General features: G+C 66.4%; 12 protein-coding genes and 2 rRNA genes. 13 read left to right on the top strand and 1 reads right to left on the bottom strand.

The genetic code is table 11. From position 1 onward, the window contains the following. The first annotated feature begins 106 nt into the window (after positions 1 to 106). Together EOV43_RS08985 and rrf are read left to right on the top strand one after the other, a co-directional pair. Positions 107 to 3,209 (top strand): 23S ribosomal RNA (locus tag EOV43_RS08985). A 162-nt stretch (positions 3,210 to 3,371) separates the two neighbouring features. After that, positions 3,372 to 3,488 (top strand): 5S ribosomal RNA (rrf, locus tag EOV43_RS08980). A 192-nt stretch (positions 3,489 to 3,680) separates the two neighbouring features. Here the strand turns inward: rrf and EOV43_RS08975 are convergent. Beyond that, positions 3,681 to 4,823 carry a DUF1015 family protein gene (locus tag EOV43_RS08975; RefSeq protein ID WP_128220983.1) on the bottom strand — a complete coding sequence of 381 codons (1,143 nt, stop codon included), beginning with the start codon at positions 4,821 to 4,823 and terminating at the stop codon, positions 3,681 to 3,683. Between the two features lie 48 nt (positions 4,824 to 4,871). On the opposite strand from EOV43_RS08975, the gene EOV43_RS08970 reads away from it, so the two are divergent. From EOV43_RS08970 to EOV43_RS08920, 11 genes are all read left to right on the top strand, one after another. Then, the gene (locus tag EOV43_RS08970; RefSeq protein WP_128220982.1) at positions 4,872 to 5,879 is read left to right on the top strand and encodes an HAD-IIA family hydrolase; all 1,008 of its coding nucleotides are present in this window, start codon (positions 4,872 to 4,874) and stop codon (positions 5,877 to 5,879) included. Between the two features lie 30 nt (positions 5,880 to 5,909). Continuing rightward, complete coding sequence (locus tag EOV43_RS08965; protein ID WP_128220981.1) at positions 5,910 to 6,155, top strand: hypothetical protein; 246 nt, start codon at positions 5,910 to 5,912, stop codon at positions 6,153 to 6,155. Beyond that, entirely contained in the window at positions 6,152 to 7,054 is a 903-nt protein-coding gene (locus tag EOV43_RS08960) for a TlyA family RNA methyltransferase (RefSeq protein WP_338323513.1), read from the top strand. Before EOV43_RS08965 ends, EOV43_RS08960 begins: the two co-directional genes overlap by 4 nt. Then, on the top strand, positions 7,051 to 7,998 hold the full coding sequence (locus EOV43_RS08955; protein WP_128220980.1) for an NAD kinase: 948 nt from the start codon (positions 7,051 to 7,053) through the stop codon (positions 7,996 to 7,998). The genes EOV43_RS08960 and EOV43_RS08955 overlap by 4 nt, the downstream gene beginning before the upstream one ends. 66 nt (positions 7,999 to 8,064) lie before the next feature. Further along, entirely contained in the window at positions 8,065 to 9,813 is a 1,749-nt protein-coding gene (recN, locus tag EOV43_RS08950) for a DNA repair protein RecN (RefSeq protein WP_128220979.1), read from the top strand. 52 nt (positions 9,814 to 9,865) lie between these two features. Continuing rightward, positions 9,866 to 11,059, top strand: a complete 1,194-nt coding sequence (gene steA / locus EOV43_RS08945; protein ID WP_128220978.1) for a putative cytokinetic ring protein SteA — start codon at positions 9,866 to 9,868, stop codon at positions 11,057 to 11,059. Next, a complete protein-coding gene (locus EOV43_RS08940; protein ID WP_164878798.1) occupies positions 11,056 to 11,946 on the top strand; it encodes a copper transporter in 891 nt (296 codons plus the stop codon). The genes steA and EOV43_RS08940 overlap by 4 nt, the downstream gene beginning before the upstream one ends. A gap of 11 nt (positions 11,947 to 11,957) precedes the next feature. Beyond that, a complete protein-coding gene (locus EOV43_RS08935) occupies positions 11,958 to 13,598 on the top strand; it encodes a CTP synthase (RefSeq protein ID WP_206611302.1) in 1,641 nt (546 codons plus the stop codon). 10 nt (positions 13,599 to 13,608) lie between these two features. Next, the gene (locus tag EOV43_RS08930) at positions 13,609 to 14,205 is read left to right on the top strand and encodes an NUDIX domain-containing protein (RefSeq protein WP_128220975.1); all 597 of its coding nucleotides are present in this window, start codon (positions 13,609 to 13,611) and stop codon (positions 14,203 to 14,205) included. Then, positions 14,202 to 15,149 carry a site-specific tyrosine recombinase XerD gene (xerD, locus tag EOV43_RS08925; protein ID WP_239022043.1) on the top strand — a complete coding sequence of 316 codons (948 nt, stop codon included), beginning with the start codon at positions 14,202 to 14,204 and terminating at the stop codon, positions 15,147 to 15,149. The genes EOV43_RS08930 and xerD overlap by 4 nt, the downstream gene beginning before the upstream one ends. 65 nt (positions 15,150 to 15,214) lie before the next feature. After that, positions 15,215 to 17,797: a DEAD/DEAH box helicase gene (locus EOV43_RS08920; protein WP_128222234.1), complete on the top strand. Its 2,583-nt coding sequence runs from the start codon at positions 15,215 to 15,217 to the stop codon at positions 17,795 to 17,797. Positions 17,798 to 17,992 lie beyond the last annotated feature (195 nt).

The following is a 17,992-nucleotide window of genomic DNA, read 5'->3' as shown; positions in this document are numbered from 1 at the left end:
GATCTGAATAGTGGACGCGAGCATCACATACTCAATTTATTGAGTGTGTATGTGCAATAAGCAGAATTGTATGGTCTTTGTAGTTCGAGTTGTTTTGACGATGTTGGAACAAGCTACTAAGGGCACATGGTGGATGCCTTGGCACCAAGAGCCGATGAAGGACGTAGTAACCTGCGATAAGCCCCGGGGAGTTGGTAAACGAACTGTGATCCGGGGGTGTCCGAATGGGGAAACCCAGCTGGAGTCATGTCCAGTTACCCTCACCTGAACACATAGGGTGAGTGGAGGGAACGAGGGGAAGTGAAACATCTCAGTACCCTCAGGAAGAGAAAACAAAAGTGATTCCGAGAGTAGTGGCGAGCGAAATCGGATGAGGCCAAACCGCATCTGTGTGATACCCGGCAGGGGTTGCAGGTGTGGGGTTGTGGGGCCACTCGATCAGTACTGCCGTGCTGGTACAGAGTAAGAAAATGTTGATGAAGCCGAAGCAGGTTGGAAAGCCTGGCCGTAGAGGGTGATAGCCCCGTACGTGTAAGTCAGCATCTCTGGAGTGTCACCCCAAGTAACACGGAACCCCTGAAATTCCGTGTGAATCTGGCGGGACCACCCGTTAAGCCTAAATACTCCTTGGTGACCGATAGCGGACAAGTACCGTGAGGGAAAGGTGAAAAGTACCCCTGGCGGGGAGTGAAATAGTACCTGAAACCATGTGCCTACAATCCGTCGGAGCCTGTTAAAGGGTGACGGCGTGCCTTTTGAAGAATGAGCCTGCGAGTTAGCGGTGTGTAGCAAGGTTAACCCGTGTGGGGTAGCCGTAGCGAAAGCGAGTCCGAATAGGGCGATTGAGTTGCACGCTCTAGACCCGAAGCGAAGTGATCTATCCATGGGCAGGTTGAAGCGCGGGTAAGACCGCGTGGAGGACCGAACCCACTTAGGTTGAAAACTGAGGGGATGACCTGTGGATAGGGGTGAAAGGCCAATCAAACTTCGTGATAGCTGGTTCTCCCCGAAATGCATTTAGGTGCAGCGTCGTGTGTTTCTTGCCGGAGGTAGAGCACTGGATAGCCGATGGGCCCTAGCGGGTTACTGACGTTAACCAAACTCCGAATGCCGGTAAGTGAGAGCGCGGCAGTGAGACTGCGGGGGATAAGCTCCGTAGTCGAGAGGGAAACAGCCCAGACCATCAGCTAAGGCCCCTAAGCGGTGACTAAGTGGAAAAGGATGTGGAGTCGCATTGACAACCAGGAGGTTGGCTTGGAAGCAGCCACCCTTGAAAGAGTGCGTAATAGCTCACTGGTCAAGTGATTCCGCGCCGACAATGTAGCGGGGCTCAAGTCATCCGCCGAAGCTATGGCATTCAGATATTAAGCTAGGCCTTCGTGGTCCAGGCGTCTGGATGGGTAGGGGAGCGTCGTGTGGGCAGTGAAGCAGCGGAGTGATCCAGTTGTGGAGGCCACACGAGTGAGAATGCAGGCATGAGTAGCGAATGAAATGCGAGAAACATTTCCGCCGAATGATCAAGGGTTCCAGGGTCAAGCTAATCTGCCCTGGGTAAGTCGGGACCTAAGGCGAGGCCGACAGGCGTAGTCGATGGACAACGGGTTGATATTCCCGTACCGGCGAAGTATCGCCCATGATGAGGCTGTTGATGCTAACCGTCCGAAGCACCGTGACCAAAACCCTTCGGGGTGGAGGCGTGTGTGTGGAGCACGGGACCCGATTCAGTAGTAGTCAAGCGATGGGGTGACGCAGGAAGGTAGTCCAACCGCGGCGATGGTAGTCCGCGGCCAAGGGTGTAGGGCGTGTGGTAGGCAAATCCGCCACACATAGGCCTGAGACCTGATGGGGAGCCGTTTGGTGAAGTGGGTGATCCTATGCTGTCGAGAAAAACCTCTAGCGAGATACGAGCCGCCCGTACCCCAAACCGACTCAGGTGATCAAGTAGAGAATACTAAGGCGATCGAGTGAACCATGGTTAAGGAACTCGGCAAAATGCCCCCGTAACTTCGGGAGAAGGGGGGCCGGATCCGTTAGCACCCGTGCGGTGTGAAGCGGTGATGGCCGCAGAGACCAGGCCCAAGCGACTGTTTACTAAAAACACAGGTCCGTGCGAAGTTGTAAGACGATGTATACGGACTGACTCCTGCCCGGTGCTGGAAGGTTAAGGGGACCGGTTAGACGCAAGTCGAAGCTGAGAACTTAAGCCCCAGTAAACGGCGGTGGTAACTATAACCATCCTAAGGTAGCGAAATTCCTTGTCGGGTAAGTTCCGACCTGCACGAATGGAGTAACGACTTGGGCGCTGTCTCAACCATGGACTCGGCGAAATTGCACTACGAGTAAAGATGCTCGTTACGCGCGGCAGGACGGAAAGACCCCGGGACCTTTACTATAGTTTGGTATTGGTGTTTGGTTCGGCTTGTGTAGGATAGGTGGGAGACTGTGAAGCATTCACGCCAGTGTTTGTGGAGTCGACGTTGAAATACCACTCTGGTCGTACTAGATGTCTAACCTAGGTCCGTAATCCGGATCAGGGACAGTGCCTGATGGGTAGTTTAACTGGGGCGGTTGCCTCCTAAAATGTAACGGAGGCGCTCAAAGGTTCCCTCAGCCTGGTTGGTAATCAGGTGGCGAGTGTAAGTGCACAAGGGAGCTTGACTGTGAGACAGACATGTCGAGCAGGGACGAAAGTCGGAACTAGTGATCCGGCGCCAGCATGTGGAAGCGGCGTCGCTCAACGGATAAAAGGTACCCCGGGGATAACAGGCTGATCTTCCCCAAGAGTCCATATCGACGGGATGGTTTGGCACCTCGATGTCGGCTCGTCGCATCCTGGGGCTGGAGTAGGTCCCAAGGGTTGGGCTGTTCGCCCATTAAAGCGGCACGCGAGCTGGGTTTAGAACGTCGTGAGACAGTTCGGTCCCTATCCGCCGCGCGCGTTGGAAACTTGAGAAAGGCTGCCCCTAGTACGAGAGGACCGGGGTGGACGAACCTCTGGTGTGCCAGTTGTTCCGCCAGGAGCACGGCTGGTTGGCTACGTTCGGAAGTGATAACCGCTGAATGCATCTAAGCGGGAAGCATGTTTCAAGATGAGGTTTCCCACCACCTTGAGTGGTTAAGGCCCCCAGCAGAACACTGGGTTGATAGGCCGGAGGTGTACAGCAGTAATGCCTAGCCGACCGGTACTAATAGGCCGAGGGCTTGTCCCAACACCGTACAAATCAACTCGACCAACAAGAGTTATTGCCACGCGTCCACTGTTCAGTTCCCAGACAACAAGCGTTGTTTTTGGAATGCACGATACAAGTTGATATGCTTGTCTTCGTAACACAGACTACCCGCCCCTTTTTTTGTGGGTGTGGTTGAAGGGTTACGGCGGTCATAGCGAAAGGGAAACACCCGGTCCCATCCCGAACCCGGAAGTTAAGCCTTTCAGCGCCGATGGTACTGCGATCGAGAGGTCGTGGGAGAGTAGGACGCCGCCGGACAATTATTCGCCGTTGAGGCCCCCACCTTCGGGTGGGGGCCTCCGGTCATTTCATGACCCCTTTTCGTGGGCTTTTCGCGCCGGGGTGCGCTCCGCACCTGGCAGTGCATGCGCCAGGACTTGCGTCGCGAGACACGCAGAGAGGGCCCCACCGGCATCGGTGGGGCCCTCTCTGCGTTCCAAGAAAGCAGTGTCAGCGTGTCGGAAGGAGCTCCGAGTCGGCCGAGCGCATCAGGACGCCGATGTTGGGCTTGGGCTGGAAAGAGGTTGCCTTCTCCGGAAGGAGGCGACCCTCGTCCATGGCACGGTCCAGGAGGTCGTAGCCGGGGGCCGGCAGCAGCACAGCGACCTGCCCGACCCCAGCGTGCTGGAGCGCCTCGTCGACGGTGTGGTGGTGGGCGACACCGGCGGCACCCTGCAGGCGCGGCACGACGTCGAGGTGGAGATGCTCGACCGGACTGCGGTTGGCCTCGACCCGGACCTGGATCCACGAGGTGCCGTCGGTGGCCACCCAGGACGAGGCATTGAGAGCAGAGATGCCGCCATCGGGGGACACGGCAGTGACTTCGGCTCCGATGCTCCTGAGAGCGTCGCTCAGGGCCGTCAAGGTGACTCCGGGGAAGGTGCGGTGAATGGCGCCCAGGAAGAACGGAGTGTCGTCCTGGTCGACCACCATCACCAGACCGCGGTCCCAAGGAGTACCCGGGTTCTGCTCCTGGAGACGCAGGTAGGCGGCGTAGCGGTGGTGGCCGTCGGCGATCATCAACTGCGTCGCGGAGAGCTGGTGGGTGACCACCGCGATCTCCTCGGCGTCCTCGATTCGCCACAGCCGGTTGAGCTGACCGGAACGGTCCTCGTACTCGTGCTGCGGTGCGCGGCTGCTGACGGTGTCGAGCATCTGTCGCAGGGCTTGGGTGCCGTGGTGCACCAGCAGGATGGGGGCGGGGTTGACCCCCATCTCGAACATGCGGGTCGCCAGCTCTGCAGTCTGCTCGGCGTGGATCCCCTCATGGGCGTACACGGTGCGTTCCGCGTCGTTGAGCGCACGGGTGGAGAGGTCGAGAGTGCCCACGATGCCGCGGATGGTCATGCCGGTCACGGTGTATTCGTGCAGGTAGAGGGCGGGGGACTGGTCGACGTCGACATACCCCTCGTCCTGCCACTCGAGTAGTCGTTGGGCGACCTCGTTGTAGGGGCGCGCGAAGGCGCGAGCCACCGCCGGGTGGGCAATCCGTCGAGGTGAGAGACGTACGCCACGGAACGGGTGCAGGAGCACCGGGGCCGCAGGGGAAGCGGGAACCTCGACGTGCGAAGGTGTTGAGTCCGAGACGTGCATCCCAGCATCGTATGGGGCGCGCACCGCGGTGAGTGAAGGAGACTCTGGATGTTGTTGGAATCACTGGTTCCGCTGGTCGAGCGACACGACCTGTTCATGTTCGACCTGGACGGTGTGATCTACGTCGGTCCGGACGCCGTTCCCGGGGTCCCTGAGGTCCTGCGAAGGATGAGCGCAGCCGGCGTAGGCGCGGCGTTCGTCACCAACAACGCCGCTCGTCCCACCGCCGTGGTGGCGGAACACCTGCGTGAGCTGGGCATCGACTGCTCCGACGAGGACGTCGTCAACTCGGCCCAGGCAGCAGCCGCTCTCGTCGCAGGTTCGCACCCGCAGGGCAGCAAGGTGCTCGTCGTCGGTGGTCCCGGCCTCGAGGCCGCGATCAGCGAGGTCGGTCTGGTGCCGACCACGGACGCCACGGACCCCGACGTCGTCGAGGTGTTGACCGGCTACGGTCCCGACGTCGTCTGGAAGACGATCATGGCCGGTGCCGCCCGCGTGCGCGCCGGTGTGCCGTGGACCGCCTCCAACACCGACCGCACGTTCCCGACCCCGGCCGGCCCGCTCCCGGGCCACGGTCTGCTGGTGAAGCTGATCCAGGAGTACTCCGGTGTCACGCCGCGGGTTGCCGGGAAGCCCGAGCGTCCCCTGCTGGACGCAACGATCGCCCGCAACTCCGCGCAGCGTCCGGTGATGGTGGGCGACCGCCTCGACACCGACATCGAGGGTGGTCGCAACGCGGACGTCGACACGATCCTGGTGCTCACCGGTGTGACCGGACTCAGTGAACTCGTGGCAGCGACCCCGCGTCTGCGTCCCCACTTCATCTGCCCGACTCTGGAGAGCGCGTTCGTGCCCCAGGGCGTTCCGACCCGCACCGAGGCCGGCGCGCACGCGCTGGGCGGCTGGAGCGCGCGGGTGGAAGCGGGTGAACTGCGCGTCGAGGGCGCCGGCTCGGAGGCAGACTGGTGGCGCGTCGCGGCCCATGCTGCGTGGGAGCACCTCGACGCCACGGGTACGCCCGTACTTGTCCACAACGCCGTGCCGCCGCTGCGGTGAACTGTCGGTCCTGAGAGGTAACCTCGTCCCATGGCTGAATCACTGCTCGGTGGAGCCACACCGACTCACGCAAGCGAGGCTTCCGGCTCCGTGCCGGAGATCCGCGCTGCCCAGACCGGCGTGGCCGGCGTCGACCGTGTCCTCTCGCAGGTGGTGAACGTGCACGAGCTGCCCGTCGCCGAACGCGTGGCCGTCTTCGAGCGGGTGCACGACGAGCTGCGACGCTCGCTCGACGCCGACCAGTCCGCAGCACGCCCCGACGACGCAGGGGCGTGACGAGCACAGTGCCTCCCCGTCGTCTCCGGCTCGACCAAGAACTGGTCCGCCGTGGTCTGGCGCGTTCGCGCGAACACGCCAGCACCCTCATCTCCGAGGAACGCGTCAAGGTCCAGGGCGTCCTGGCCCGCAAGCCCGCCACCGGTGTCACGACCGACGTCGCGATCGTCGTGCGTGAAGACCCCGACCAGCCCGACTACGCCTCGCGCGGAGCCCACAAGCTCGTCGGCGCCCTGGAAGGGTTCGCGCCCTTCGGCCTCGAGGTCGAGGGCAAGCGCTGCCTCGACGCAGGTGCCTCCACCGGTGGCTTCACCGACGTCCTCCTGCAGCGAGGCGCCAAGCGGGTCCTCGCCGTCGACGTCGGCTACGGCCAGCTCGTCTGGCGTCTGCAGAACGACGACCGCGTGGAGGTCCACGACCGCACCAACATCCGTGAGCTCTCGCCGGAGATCGTTGGCGAGCCCGTCGACCTCGTGGTGGGAGACCTCTCCTTCATCTCGCTGACCCTCGTGCTCGACGCGCTGCTCTCGGTGATGGCAGACGACGGTTCGCTCGCACTCATGGTCAAGCCACAGTTCGAGGTCGGCAAGGACCGCGTCGGCAAGGGCGGCGTCGTCCGCGACCTCGCCCTGCGCACCGAAGCGGTCGCGACGGTCGCCGAGGCCGCGGCCCAGCGCGGATGGGGCGCACGCGCCGTCACCGTCAGCCCGCTCCCGGGTCCGTCAGGCAACGTCGAGTTCTTCCTGCTGCTGCGCAAGGGCGAGGCCACCATCGGTGTCGAGGAGATTGACGCCGAGGTGCAGCGCACCTCCGACCTCGGTACCAAGGCAGCGGAGAAGTCCGCCCAGAAGTACGACGAGAAGACTCACGGCCAGGGGTCGACCGAGGACCAGAGGTGAACGCGGCCCTCGCCCCGCACCGTCGTGTCCTGCTGATCGCCCACACCGGGCGTGAAGCTGCACGCACGGTGGCGATGTCCTTCCTCGAGGCGCTCACCAGCCACGGCATCATCGTGCGGGTTCCGCACGAGACCGCCGACGAGCTGGGCATCGAGCCCTCCTCGTTCACCCCGGTGGTCGAAGTGGTCGCCGAGGGCGAGGACGTCGGTGCCGACTGCGAGCTCGCGGTCGTCATCGGGGGCGACGGCACCATCCTGCGTGCCGCGGAGTACACCCACACCAGCGGAACCCCGCTGCTGGGCGTCAACCTGGGGCACGTTGGTTTCCTCGCCGAGGCGGAGGAGGACGACGTGGACTCCACGATCGAGGCCCTCGTCGAGGGGCGTTACACGATCGAGGACCGGCTCACCGTCGACGTCGACGTCGTGGTGGGCAAGGAGGTCGTTGCCTCCACGTTCGCGCTCAACGAGGCGAGCGTCGAGAAGGCGGCCCGTGAGCGGATGCTCGAGGTGGTCGTCGAGGTCGACGGTCGCCCGATCTCACGGTGGGGCTGCGACGGAGTGGTCTGCGCGACCCCGACCGGCTCCACCGCCTACAACTTCAGTGCCGGCGGCCCCGTCGTGTGGCCCGAGGTCGAAGCGCTCCTGATCGTGCCGATCTCTGCCCACGCCCTCTTCGCCCGCCCCATGGTGGTGGCGCCGTCGTCGGTGCTGGCCGTCGAGGTGCTCGCCGACAGCGGTAGCGCAGGCGTGCTGTGGTGCGACGGTCGTCGGACGTTCGACCTGCCCCCCGGGGCACGGATCGAGGTGCGTCGAGGGGCGACCCCGGTCCGCTTGGTGCGGTTGCACGCAGCACCGTTCGCCGACCGACTGGTCGCCAAGTTCGACCTCAGCGTCGAGGGCTGGCGTGGTTCGGCCGAACGTCGACGTCGTCAGGCCACCTGAACCCACTCGCGGTCCGCGCACCTCCGACCCGTACTTCCCGCCGACCACTTCACGAGGAGTCCCACGATGTTCGAGGAGATCAGGATCAGTTCGCTGGGCGTCATCGAGGCGTCCACGCTGGAACTCGGTCCCGGCCTGACCGTCATCACCGGTGAGACCGGGGCTGGCAAGACGATGGTGGTGACCGCCCTCGGGCTGCTGCTCGGCGGTCGCGCCGACTCCGGTGCCGTGCGCACCGGCGCGAGCCACGCCCGGGTCGAAGGCGTGGTGCGCACCGACGGACTCGACGAGTTCGTGGCCACCGTCGAGGACCTCGGCGGCGTCGCCGAGGACGGACACGTCGTGCTGGCCCGCAACATCTCCGCCGAGGGACGCTCGCGGGCGTGGGTGGGCGGCGCAGGCGTTCCCGCTGCCAAACTCGCCGGCGTCGCGGAGCCGCTCGTCGCAGTGCACGGACAGTCCGACCAGCACCGACTCCTCAAGCCGGCCGCGCAGCGCGAGGCCCTGGACCGCTACGCGGGAGAAGCGCTGCGGGTCATCGCCGAGGAGTACCGCACCGACCACCGTCGCCTGACGAAGGTGGAGAAGACCCTGCACGAGGTCATCCACTCCACCCGCGAACGCGCACTGGAGGCCGACCAGCTCCGCAACGCTCTGGAAGAGATCGAGAAGGTCGCGCCGGAGTCCGGTGAGGACGTCGAACTCGCTGCAGAGGAGACCCGCCTCGGCTTCGCCGACACGTTGCGCCATGCGGCCGAGACCGCTCGCGAGGCGCTGTCCTCGGAGGAGGGCAACCCCGACACCCTCGGGACCGTGACGGCTGCCCGTCGCGCGCTGGAGTCGGTCCGCGAGCACGACCCCGAGGCAGCTGCCCTCGCGGACCGCCTCATCGAGGTCAACTACCTCGTCACCGACCTTGCCGGCGACGTCGCCTCCTACGCGTCGTCGTTGGAGACTGATCCTGCGCGACTGGCCGCGGTCAGCGAGCGTCGTGCAGACCTGTTGCGCCTGACCCGCAAGTACGGCGACACCATCGACGAGGTCCTGGCGTGGTCGGGCACCGCAGCTGCGCGACTCTTCGAACTCGACGACGACGACACCCGGATCGAGACGCTGCGTGCCGAACGTCGTGCATTGCGCGAGAAGCTCGCCGGTCTCGCCTCCCAGATGTCCGCACTGCGGCGCGAGGCGGCCGCTCGCCTCGGGGATGCGGTCAGCGAGGAACTGACGCTGCTGGCGATGCCGCACGCCCGGGTCAGTGTCGAGGTGACCCAGCAGGTCGTGCCCGGCGACTCCGTCGACGGCGACACCACCGGCACCCTCTTCGTCGACGGGCGCTGGGTGCGCTCCACCGTTCACGGCGTCGACGAGATCGAGCTGCTGCTCGCCGCCAACGCCGGAATGAAGGCCCGAGCTCTCGACAAGGGCGCCTCGGGAGGTGAGCTCTCCCGCGTCATGCTGGCCGTGGAGGTCGTGCTCGCCGGCACCACGACGGTGCCCACCTTCGTCTTCGACGAGGTCGACTCCGGTGTGGGTGGCAAGGCAGCGATCGAGATCGGGCGCCGCCTGGCCCAACTGGCGCGCACCTCCCAGGTGCTCGTGGTGACCCACCTGCCGCAGGTCGCCGCCTTCGGCGACCGTCACATCGTCGTGGCCAAGTCCAGCGACGGCACCGTCACCCGCTCGGGACTGGTGACCCTGGCCGAGGACGAGCGTGAACGTGAACTGTCGCGGATGCTGGCCGGACTCGACGAGTCCGACACAGCGCTGGCCCACGCCCGGGAACTGATCGAGACCGCTCGCGCGACGCGCTGATGAATCGACCCTGCGGCGTGACGTCCCCTCTCTTTGGGATCATGGCGACGTCATGAAGTTCTCCACCAGAAGTCGTGCCCAGGCCGGCGTTGCCGGTGTCACCGGCCCCGCCCGCGTCGATCGCGGTCACCGCGCCGAACTCCCGGGCCTCCGCGAGGGAGAGATCGCGGTCATCGACCGCCTCGACCTCGACCGGGACACCGCCCACCGCCTCCTCGATGCCGGCGTCGTCGCCGTGCTCAACGCCTCCGCCACCGTGTCGGGCCGCTTCCCGACCCAGGGCGCGCAGGTGCTGGTGGACGCAGGTGTCGTCGTCGTCGACCAGGTGGGACCAGAACTCGTCACCCAGGTCAGCACCGGTGACGTCCTCACCGTCGACGCCGACCAGGTGCAGGTGGGGCGCGGGCGCACCCTCACCGGCCGCCGGCTCGACCAGGAGACCGTCGCCGCGCTGCTGCAGGAGTCCCGCGAGGGGCTCACTCACCAGCTGGAGAGCTTCACCCACAACAGCGCCGAGTTCCTGCGCCGTGAGCAGGACGTCCTGCTCGACGGCGGGGGAGTGCCCACCCTGGCCACCCGCGTCGCCGGTCGTCCGGTGGTGGTCTTCGTGCCCGGCAACGACCTCGAGACGCACCTCAAGCAGACCCGCCGCTTCCTCGCCGAGCAGAAGCCGGTCGTGATCGCCGTCGACACCGCGCTCGAGACGCTGCGCAAGCGTCGCGTGCGCAGCGACGTCGTGGTGCTCTCCGGCTCGCACGCAGCCGGAGACCGGGTCAGCCCCAAGGCGCTGCGCTCGGCCCGCGACGTCGTGGTGCGCGCCGACCGCGGAGCCTCCGCGCAGATCGCCGAACTCCTCGCCCAGCGCGGCATCCGCGCCTCGACCTTCGAGTCCTCGGCCACCACCGACGACGTGGCCCTGCTGCTGGCTGATGCGTCCGGTGCCAGCGTCATCGTGGGAGCCGGTCTGCACGCGACCCTCTCGGACTTCCTGGACCGCCAGCGTTCCGGCATCGCCAGCACCTACCTGACCCGGCTCAAGGTCGGTGCACGGCTGGTGGACGTCTCCGCGCTCGCCACGCTCTACTCCGGTCGGGTCCGTCCCCGTCACCTGCTGGCGCTCGTCGCCGCCGGTGCGATCGCCCTCGGCGCCGCGGTCGCGACCACGCCCGTGGGCCAGGAATGGGCCGACGACCTCGGCGACTCCAGCTCTCAGTTCATCGACACCATCCAGGGGAAGTTCCAGTGATCTCGTTCCGTACCCACGTCGCCACGTTGGTGGCCGTCTTCCTCGCCCTCGCGGTCGGGGTGGTCCTGGGGGGCGGCCCGCTCAGCGACCTGGGCCGGGGGACCGACGAGAACACCGCGGCGCTCAAGGACCGTCTCGACGAAACCGAGACGATCGCCGACTTCGGCAACGACTTCGTGGCCGACACCTCCGACCGGATCCTCGCGGGCGCCCTCAAGGGACGCCAGGTGGCGATGGTGACCCTGCCGGGAGCCAAGGCGTCCACCGTGGACGCGCTGCGTGAGGCGGTCGGCGCCGCGGGCGGCACCGTCACCGCCGTCCAGGAGCTCGGCTCCAGCCTGGTCAACCCCGCAGAGAAGGGCCTCGTGGAGTCCCTGACCACCCAGATGCTGTCCCAGGTCCCTGCGGGCAGCGTCAGCGGCAACGCGACCACCTACGAGCGTGCCGGCGAGTTGATCGCCCTCACGCTCAGCACCACCGAGACCGCCGGTGCGACGGTCCGCGCAGAGGCCGGCACCGTCTCCGAGGGCCTCGTCGGCGCCAACCTGCTGCCGCAGGCTGCCGAGGTCACCCGGCTGGCCCCCCTGGTCCTGGTCGTCTCCGGCGACGAGGTCTCCGGCGACGGCGGTGACGCGATCCTGTCCGGTCTGGTGCGTGGACTGTCGCGTCGTTCGGTCGGGACCGTGGTGGTCTCCGACACGTCGGAGCGCGACGACCAGATGGACCGGGTTCGTCGCGACGACGCCTGGGGAGCGGCCACGAGCGTGGACGGAGCAGAGCAGGTGGTGGGACAGACCACAGCTGTCCTGGCCCTGGCACGCTCGTTCGACACCCAAGGTGGAAATTTCGGTGCCACAGGTTCTGACGGAACGGTCCCGCTGAGGTAGCATTGAAGCCCGTGAACAAGTCCTCTGCCACCAAGCACGTATTCGTCACGGGAGGCGTCGTCTCCTCCCTCGGCAAGGGGCTCACGGCGTCCAGCCTGGGTAGCCTCCTCAAGGCCCGCGGTCTCCGCGTGACCATGCAGAAGCTCGACCCGTACCTCAACGTGGACCCGGGCACCATGAACCCGTTCCAGCACGGCGAGGTCTTCGTGACCGAGGACGGCGCCGAGACCGACCTCGATGTCGGCCACTACGAGCGCTTCCTGGACACGAACCTCAACCAGATCGCCAACGTGACCACCGGTCAGGTCTACTCGACCGTGATCGCGAAGGAGCGTCGCGGCGACTACCTCGGTGACACCGTGCAGGTCATCCCGCACATCACCAACGAGATCAAGGACCGCATCCTCGCCATGGGTGGCGACGACGTCGACCTCGTGATCACCGAGATCGGTGGCACCGTGGGCGACATCGAGTCCCTCCCGTTCCTTGAGGCCGCCCGCCAGGTCCGCCACGAGATCGGCCGCGAGAACGTCTTCTTCGTCCACGTCTCCCTGGTGCCCTACATCGGCCCGTCGGGTGAGCTCAAGACCAAGCCGACCCAGCACTCGGTCGCTGCACTGCGCAACATCGGCATCCAGCCCGACGCCGTCGTCTGTCGCGCCGACCGCGACCTCCCCGAGGGCATCAAGCGCAAGATCGCGCTGATGTGCGACGTCGACCTCGAGGCCGTCGTGACCTGCGCCGACGCCCCGTCGATCTACAACATCCCCAAGGTGCTGCACGCCGAGCACCTCGACGCGTACCTGATCCGTCGTCTGGACCTTCCGTTCCGTGACGTCGACTGGACCCTGTGGGACAACCTGCTCGACCGCGTCCACAACCCCAAGCACCAGGTAACCGTCGCCCTGGTCGGCAAGTACGTCGACCTCCCCGACGCGTACCTCTCCGTGGGTGAGGCCCTGCGCGCCGGTGGCTTCGCCCACTACGCCAAGGTCAACATCCGCTGGGTCGCTGCTGACCTGTGCGAGACCGAGGAAGGCGCCCTGGAGAACCTCGGCGACGTCGACGCGATCTGCGTCCCCGGTGGCTTCGGCATCCGTGGCCTCGAGGGCAAGCTCGGCGCCCTCACCTTCGCCCGTACCCGCGGCATCCCGACCCTGGGTCTGTGCCTGGGCATGCAGAGCATGGTCATCGAGTACGCCCGCAACATGTGCGGTCTGACCGAGGCCGGCTCCACCGAGTTCGACCCCGACAACGCCCAGCCGGTCATCGCGACCATGGAGGAGCAGAAGTCGATCGTCGACGGTGCAGGCGACCTGGGCGGCACCATGCGTCTGGGCTCCTACCCGGCCGCTCTCGGCGAGGGCACTCTGGCCCGCGCCGTCTACGGCGAGGCCTCGATCACCGAGCGTCACCGTCACCGCTACGAGGTCAACAACGCCTACCGCGACCAGCTCGCGGAGGCCGGCCTGGTCTTCTCCGGCCTCAACCCCGACCTCGACCTCGTCGAGTTCGTGGAGCTGCCGCGCGAGGTGCACCCGTACTTCATCGGTACCCAGGCGCACCCCGAGCTGAAGTCCCGCCCGACCCGTCCGCACCCGCTGTTCGCCGGTCTGGTCGAGGCTGCCCTCGAGCGCCAGAAGAACGCCTGAAGGCACACGCATGAGCACTCACGACGAACTGAGGGACGTGCCGGCCAGCTGGCCGGTGCACAGTTCTCGTGACGTGCACCGGGATGCCTGGGTCGTCGCCGTCCGTGAGGACGAGGTGAGCCGACCCGGGCATCCCGAGGAACGATTCCACCGACTCTCGGTGGAGCATCCCGGCGCTGTGGTGGTGCTGGCGATCGACGAGGACGACCGTGTCCTCCTCCTGCGCCAGTACCGCCACACGTCGGGGCACCGTTTCGTCGAGCTCCCCGCGGGGCTGCGCGACGCCGACGGTGAACCCCCGGTGGAGACCGCGCAGCGTGAACTGCGTGAGGAGGCCGAACTGGCCGCCACCGAGTGGACCCACCTGCTGAGCACGTTCCCCTCGGCCGGGATCCTGAGCGAGGTCCACGAGATCTTCCTGGCCCGCGGCCTGAGCCACCTCTCGCGCGGCGACTTCGAACTGCACGCCGAGGAGGCCGAGATGGAGACCTTCTGGGCTCCGTTCGACGAGCTGCTCGACGCGGTCCTGGAAGGGCAGGTCCGTGAAGGACCGCTCGTGCAGGCCGTCCTGGCCTACGAGGTGCTCCGCACCCGGGGCAAGGTGTGAGTTCGTCGTCCCTGGTCCGGGCCACGCCCGTCGTCGACGCCCTGCGCACCTACCTCGACCACCTCACCGTCGAACGCGGTCTGGCGGCCAACACTGTCCAGTCCTACCGACGTGACCTCAAGCGCTACCTGGCCTTCCTCGACGCCCGCGGGGTCGCGACGGTTCCCGACGTCACCACCACAGCGGTGGCGGACTTCCTCGTGCACCTGCGCGAGGGCGACGCCGACCACACTGCGCTGAGCGCCACCTCGGCGGCTCGCACCGTCGTGGCGGTACGTGGCTTCCACAAGTTCTGCGTCCGCGACGGTCTCGTCGACGTCGACGTCGCCAGCGACGTCAAGCCGCCCACGCCCACCAAACGCCTCCCCAAGGCACTGCCGCTGAGCGACGTCGAGGCGTTGATCGAGGCCTCCGGCAGCGAGGGCACGCCGCTGTCCCTGCGCGACAAGGCCCTGCTGGAGCTGCTCTACGGCACCGGCGCCCGCATCTCCGAGGCCGTCGGCCTCGACATCGACGACCTCGACCTGCACGCCCGGACCGTGCTGTTGCGCGGCAAGGGCTCCAAGGAACGGATCGTCCCGATCGGCTCCTACGCCGTCGAGGCACTCGAGAACTACCTGCGCAACGCGCGCACCGATCTGGTCGGCAACGGCAAGGGCGGCCCTGCGGTCTTCCTCAATGCCCGCGGCGGTCGGCTCTCGCGGCAGAGTGCATGGAGCGTCCTGGTGAAGGCGGCCGAACGGGCCGGCATCACCCGCGACGTCTCGCCGCACACGTTGCGGCACTCCTTCGCCACGCACCTGCTCGACGGCGGTGCCGACGTCCGTGTCGTCCAGGAACTTCTGGGCCACGCCTCGGTGACCACGACACAGGTGTACACGTTGGTGACGGTGGACAATCTTCGTGAGGTCTTCGCGACCGCACACCCCCGCGCCCTCGACTGAGGACGCACCGGACGAACAGACCGGCCGCAGCGACGGCCGAGGAAGCAGGACCCGACGTGGCACGCATGAGCGAGTGGTGGCTGGACGTCGAGGGCGAGGACGCTCTCTACGACGCCTTCACCGACTGGACGACGGGGGAGGGCATCACGCTCTACCCGCACCAGGAGGAAGCCGTCCTCGAACTGCTCTCCGGCAACAACGTCGTCCTGGCCACCCCGACCGGTTCGGGCAAGTCGCTGGTCGCACTCGGTGCTCACGCCGCCGCGATGGCCACCGACCGGGTCTCGTTCTACACCGCCCCGATCAAGGCGCTGGTCAGCGAGAAGTTCTTCGCCCTGTGCGAGACCTTCGGCGCCGACAACGTCGGCATGCTCACCGGTGACGGCTCGGTCAACGCCGACGCCCCGATCATCTGCTGCACCGCCGAGGTGCTCGCCAACATCGCGCTGCGCGAGGGCTCCGACGCCGACGTCGGCATGGTGATCATGGACGAGTTCCACTACTACGGCGACCCGGACCGCGGCTGGGCCTGGCAGGTGCCCCTGCTGGAGCTCCCGCAGGCCCAGTTCCTGCTGATGTCGGCCACCCTGGGCGACACCACCGAACTGCGCGAGGACCTCAGCGCCCGCACCGGCCGCGAGTCCGCGATCGTCGACGACGCCGAGCGTCCCGTGCCGCTGCACTTCAACTGGTCGATGGAGCACCTCGACGACACCCTCGCGGAGCTGATCGAGACCCACCAGTCGCCGGTCTACGTCGTCCACTTCACCCAGGCGGCGGCGGTCGAGCACGCCTCCAACCTGCTCAAGGGCATGAAGAAGTCGCCGCGTCGGGACGAGATCAACGAGAAGCTCGAGGGCTTCCGGTTCGGTGCCGGCTTCGGCAAGACGCTGAACAAGCTCCTCAAGGCCGGCATCGGCGTCCACCACGCCGGCATGTTGCCCAAGTACCGCCGTCTGGTCGAGCAGTTGGCCCAGCAGGGCCTGCTCACCGTCATCTGCGGCACCGACACCCTCGGCGTCGGCATCAACGTCCCGATCCGCACGGTGCTCTTCACCGGCCTGGCCAAGTTCGACGGGTCGCGTCAGCGGATCCTGCGCAGCCGTGAGTTCCTGCAGATCGCCGGTCGCGCCGGACGTGCCGGCTTCGACACCGTCGGGTACGTCGTCGTGCAGGCGCCCGAGCACGTCATCGACAACGAGAAGGCGAAGGCGAAGTCGGAGGCCAAGAACGCGGCCAACCCGAAGAAGAAGTCAAAGCCGACGTTGAAGAAGGCACCCGAGGGTGCCGTGGTGTGGAGCGAGCAGTCCTTCACCAAGCTGGTGGAGTCGACGCCGGAGCCGCTGCGTTCGCGGATGAAGGTCGACGACTCGATGATCCTCAACGTCGTCTCCCGCGAGGAGGACGCGTTCGCCGTGATGCGTCGCCTCCTCAACGACAACCACGAGGACCGTCGCAACCAGCTCAAGCTGTCGCGTCGTGCCCTGCGCCTGACGAAGGCTCTGGTGCGTTCCGAAGTGCTGGTGCGCCTCGACGAGGTCGACGAGTTCGGTCGCCGCTACGTCGTCAACGACGCCCTGAGCGAGGACTTCGCCCTCAACCAGCCGCTGAGCCAGTTCGCGCTCGCCGCGATGGACGTCCTGGACCCGGAGTCGCCCGACTACACCCTCGACGTCGTCTCGGTGATGGAGGCCGTCCTCGAGGCGCCCCGCCAGATCCTGTTCGCCCAGCAGTTCGCTGCCCGCGGCGAGGCCGTCAACGAGATGAAGGCCGACGGCATCGAGTACGACGAGCGGATGGCGCTGCTGGAGCAGATCACCTGGCCCCAGCCGCTCGCCGAACTCCTCGGCGCCACCTACGAGACGTACCGCCAGACCCACCCGTGGCTGCCCGAGGACGCCCTGGGACCGAAGTCGATCGTGCGCGAGATGTTCGAGCAGGGCATGAGCTTCACCGACTTCGTGGGCCGCTACCAGATCGCCCGCTCCGAGGGTCTGGTCCTGCGCTACCTCACCGACGCCTACCGCGCCCTGCGGCACTCGGTGCCCGAGCGCGTGCGCACCCCCGAGTTCGAGGACATGGTGGAGTGGCTCGGCGAGGTCGTGCGTCAGACCGACTCCTCGTTGCTCGACGAGTGGGAGGCGCTCACTGACCCCGAGGCCGTGGCCGCCCGACTCGCGCAGCCCGACACCGTCTCCAGCCCGCGTCCGCTCTCCAAGCGCGAGCGCGCCCTGAACGTCATGCTGCGCAACGCGATGTTCGCCAAGGTGGTCGGTGTGTCCCGCGACGACCTCGACACGCTCATGCGTGCCGAGCGCGAGGCGGCCGACCGGGTCGAGCCCTCGCGCGAGGTCGTCATGACTCGCTCCTCGTGGGACGAGGCGTTGGAGGAGTACTACGACGAGCACGAGAAGGTGCTCACCGACGCTGACGCCCGTGGCCCGCAGTGGCTCGAGATCGGTCCCGAGGAGCAGGGCACCCCGGTGGGTGCCGACGAAGACCTCGTGGTGCGGATCCGCCGCGTCGCACAGACCCTGTCGGACCCCGAAGGCCACCGCGACTGGGTGATCGAGGCGGTGCTGGACTGCGACGCCACCGACGAGGCCGGCGAACTGGTGCTCGCCACCGCCGCCATGCGTCGTCTCTGACACACACCCACGAGGCGCCCGGCGGCTGTGAGTGTGCACCGTTTCACAGTCCCGGGCACTTGATTCCGGGGTCTCCTTGTCGCTGTTGTCGGCCGACGCCTAGAGTCGCGACAGCAGGGCGAGAAGTCGGCGAGTCGACACGGCACACAGCCGGACGCCTCCCACCCCCGCCCGTTCCCCATTCAGCCACGACAG

It is taken from the genome of Nocardioides yefusunii, assembly GCF_004014875.1.
GTDB classification, from domain to species: Bacteria; Actinomycetota; Actinomycetes; order Propionibacteriales; family Nocardioidaceae; genus Nocardioides; species Nocardioides yefusunii.
The sequence above is the reverse complement of the archived record's forward strand: the minus strand, read 5'-3'. Positions and strand labels throughout refer to the sequence as shown.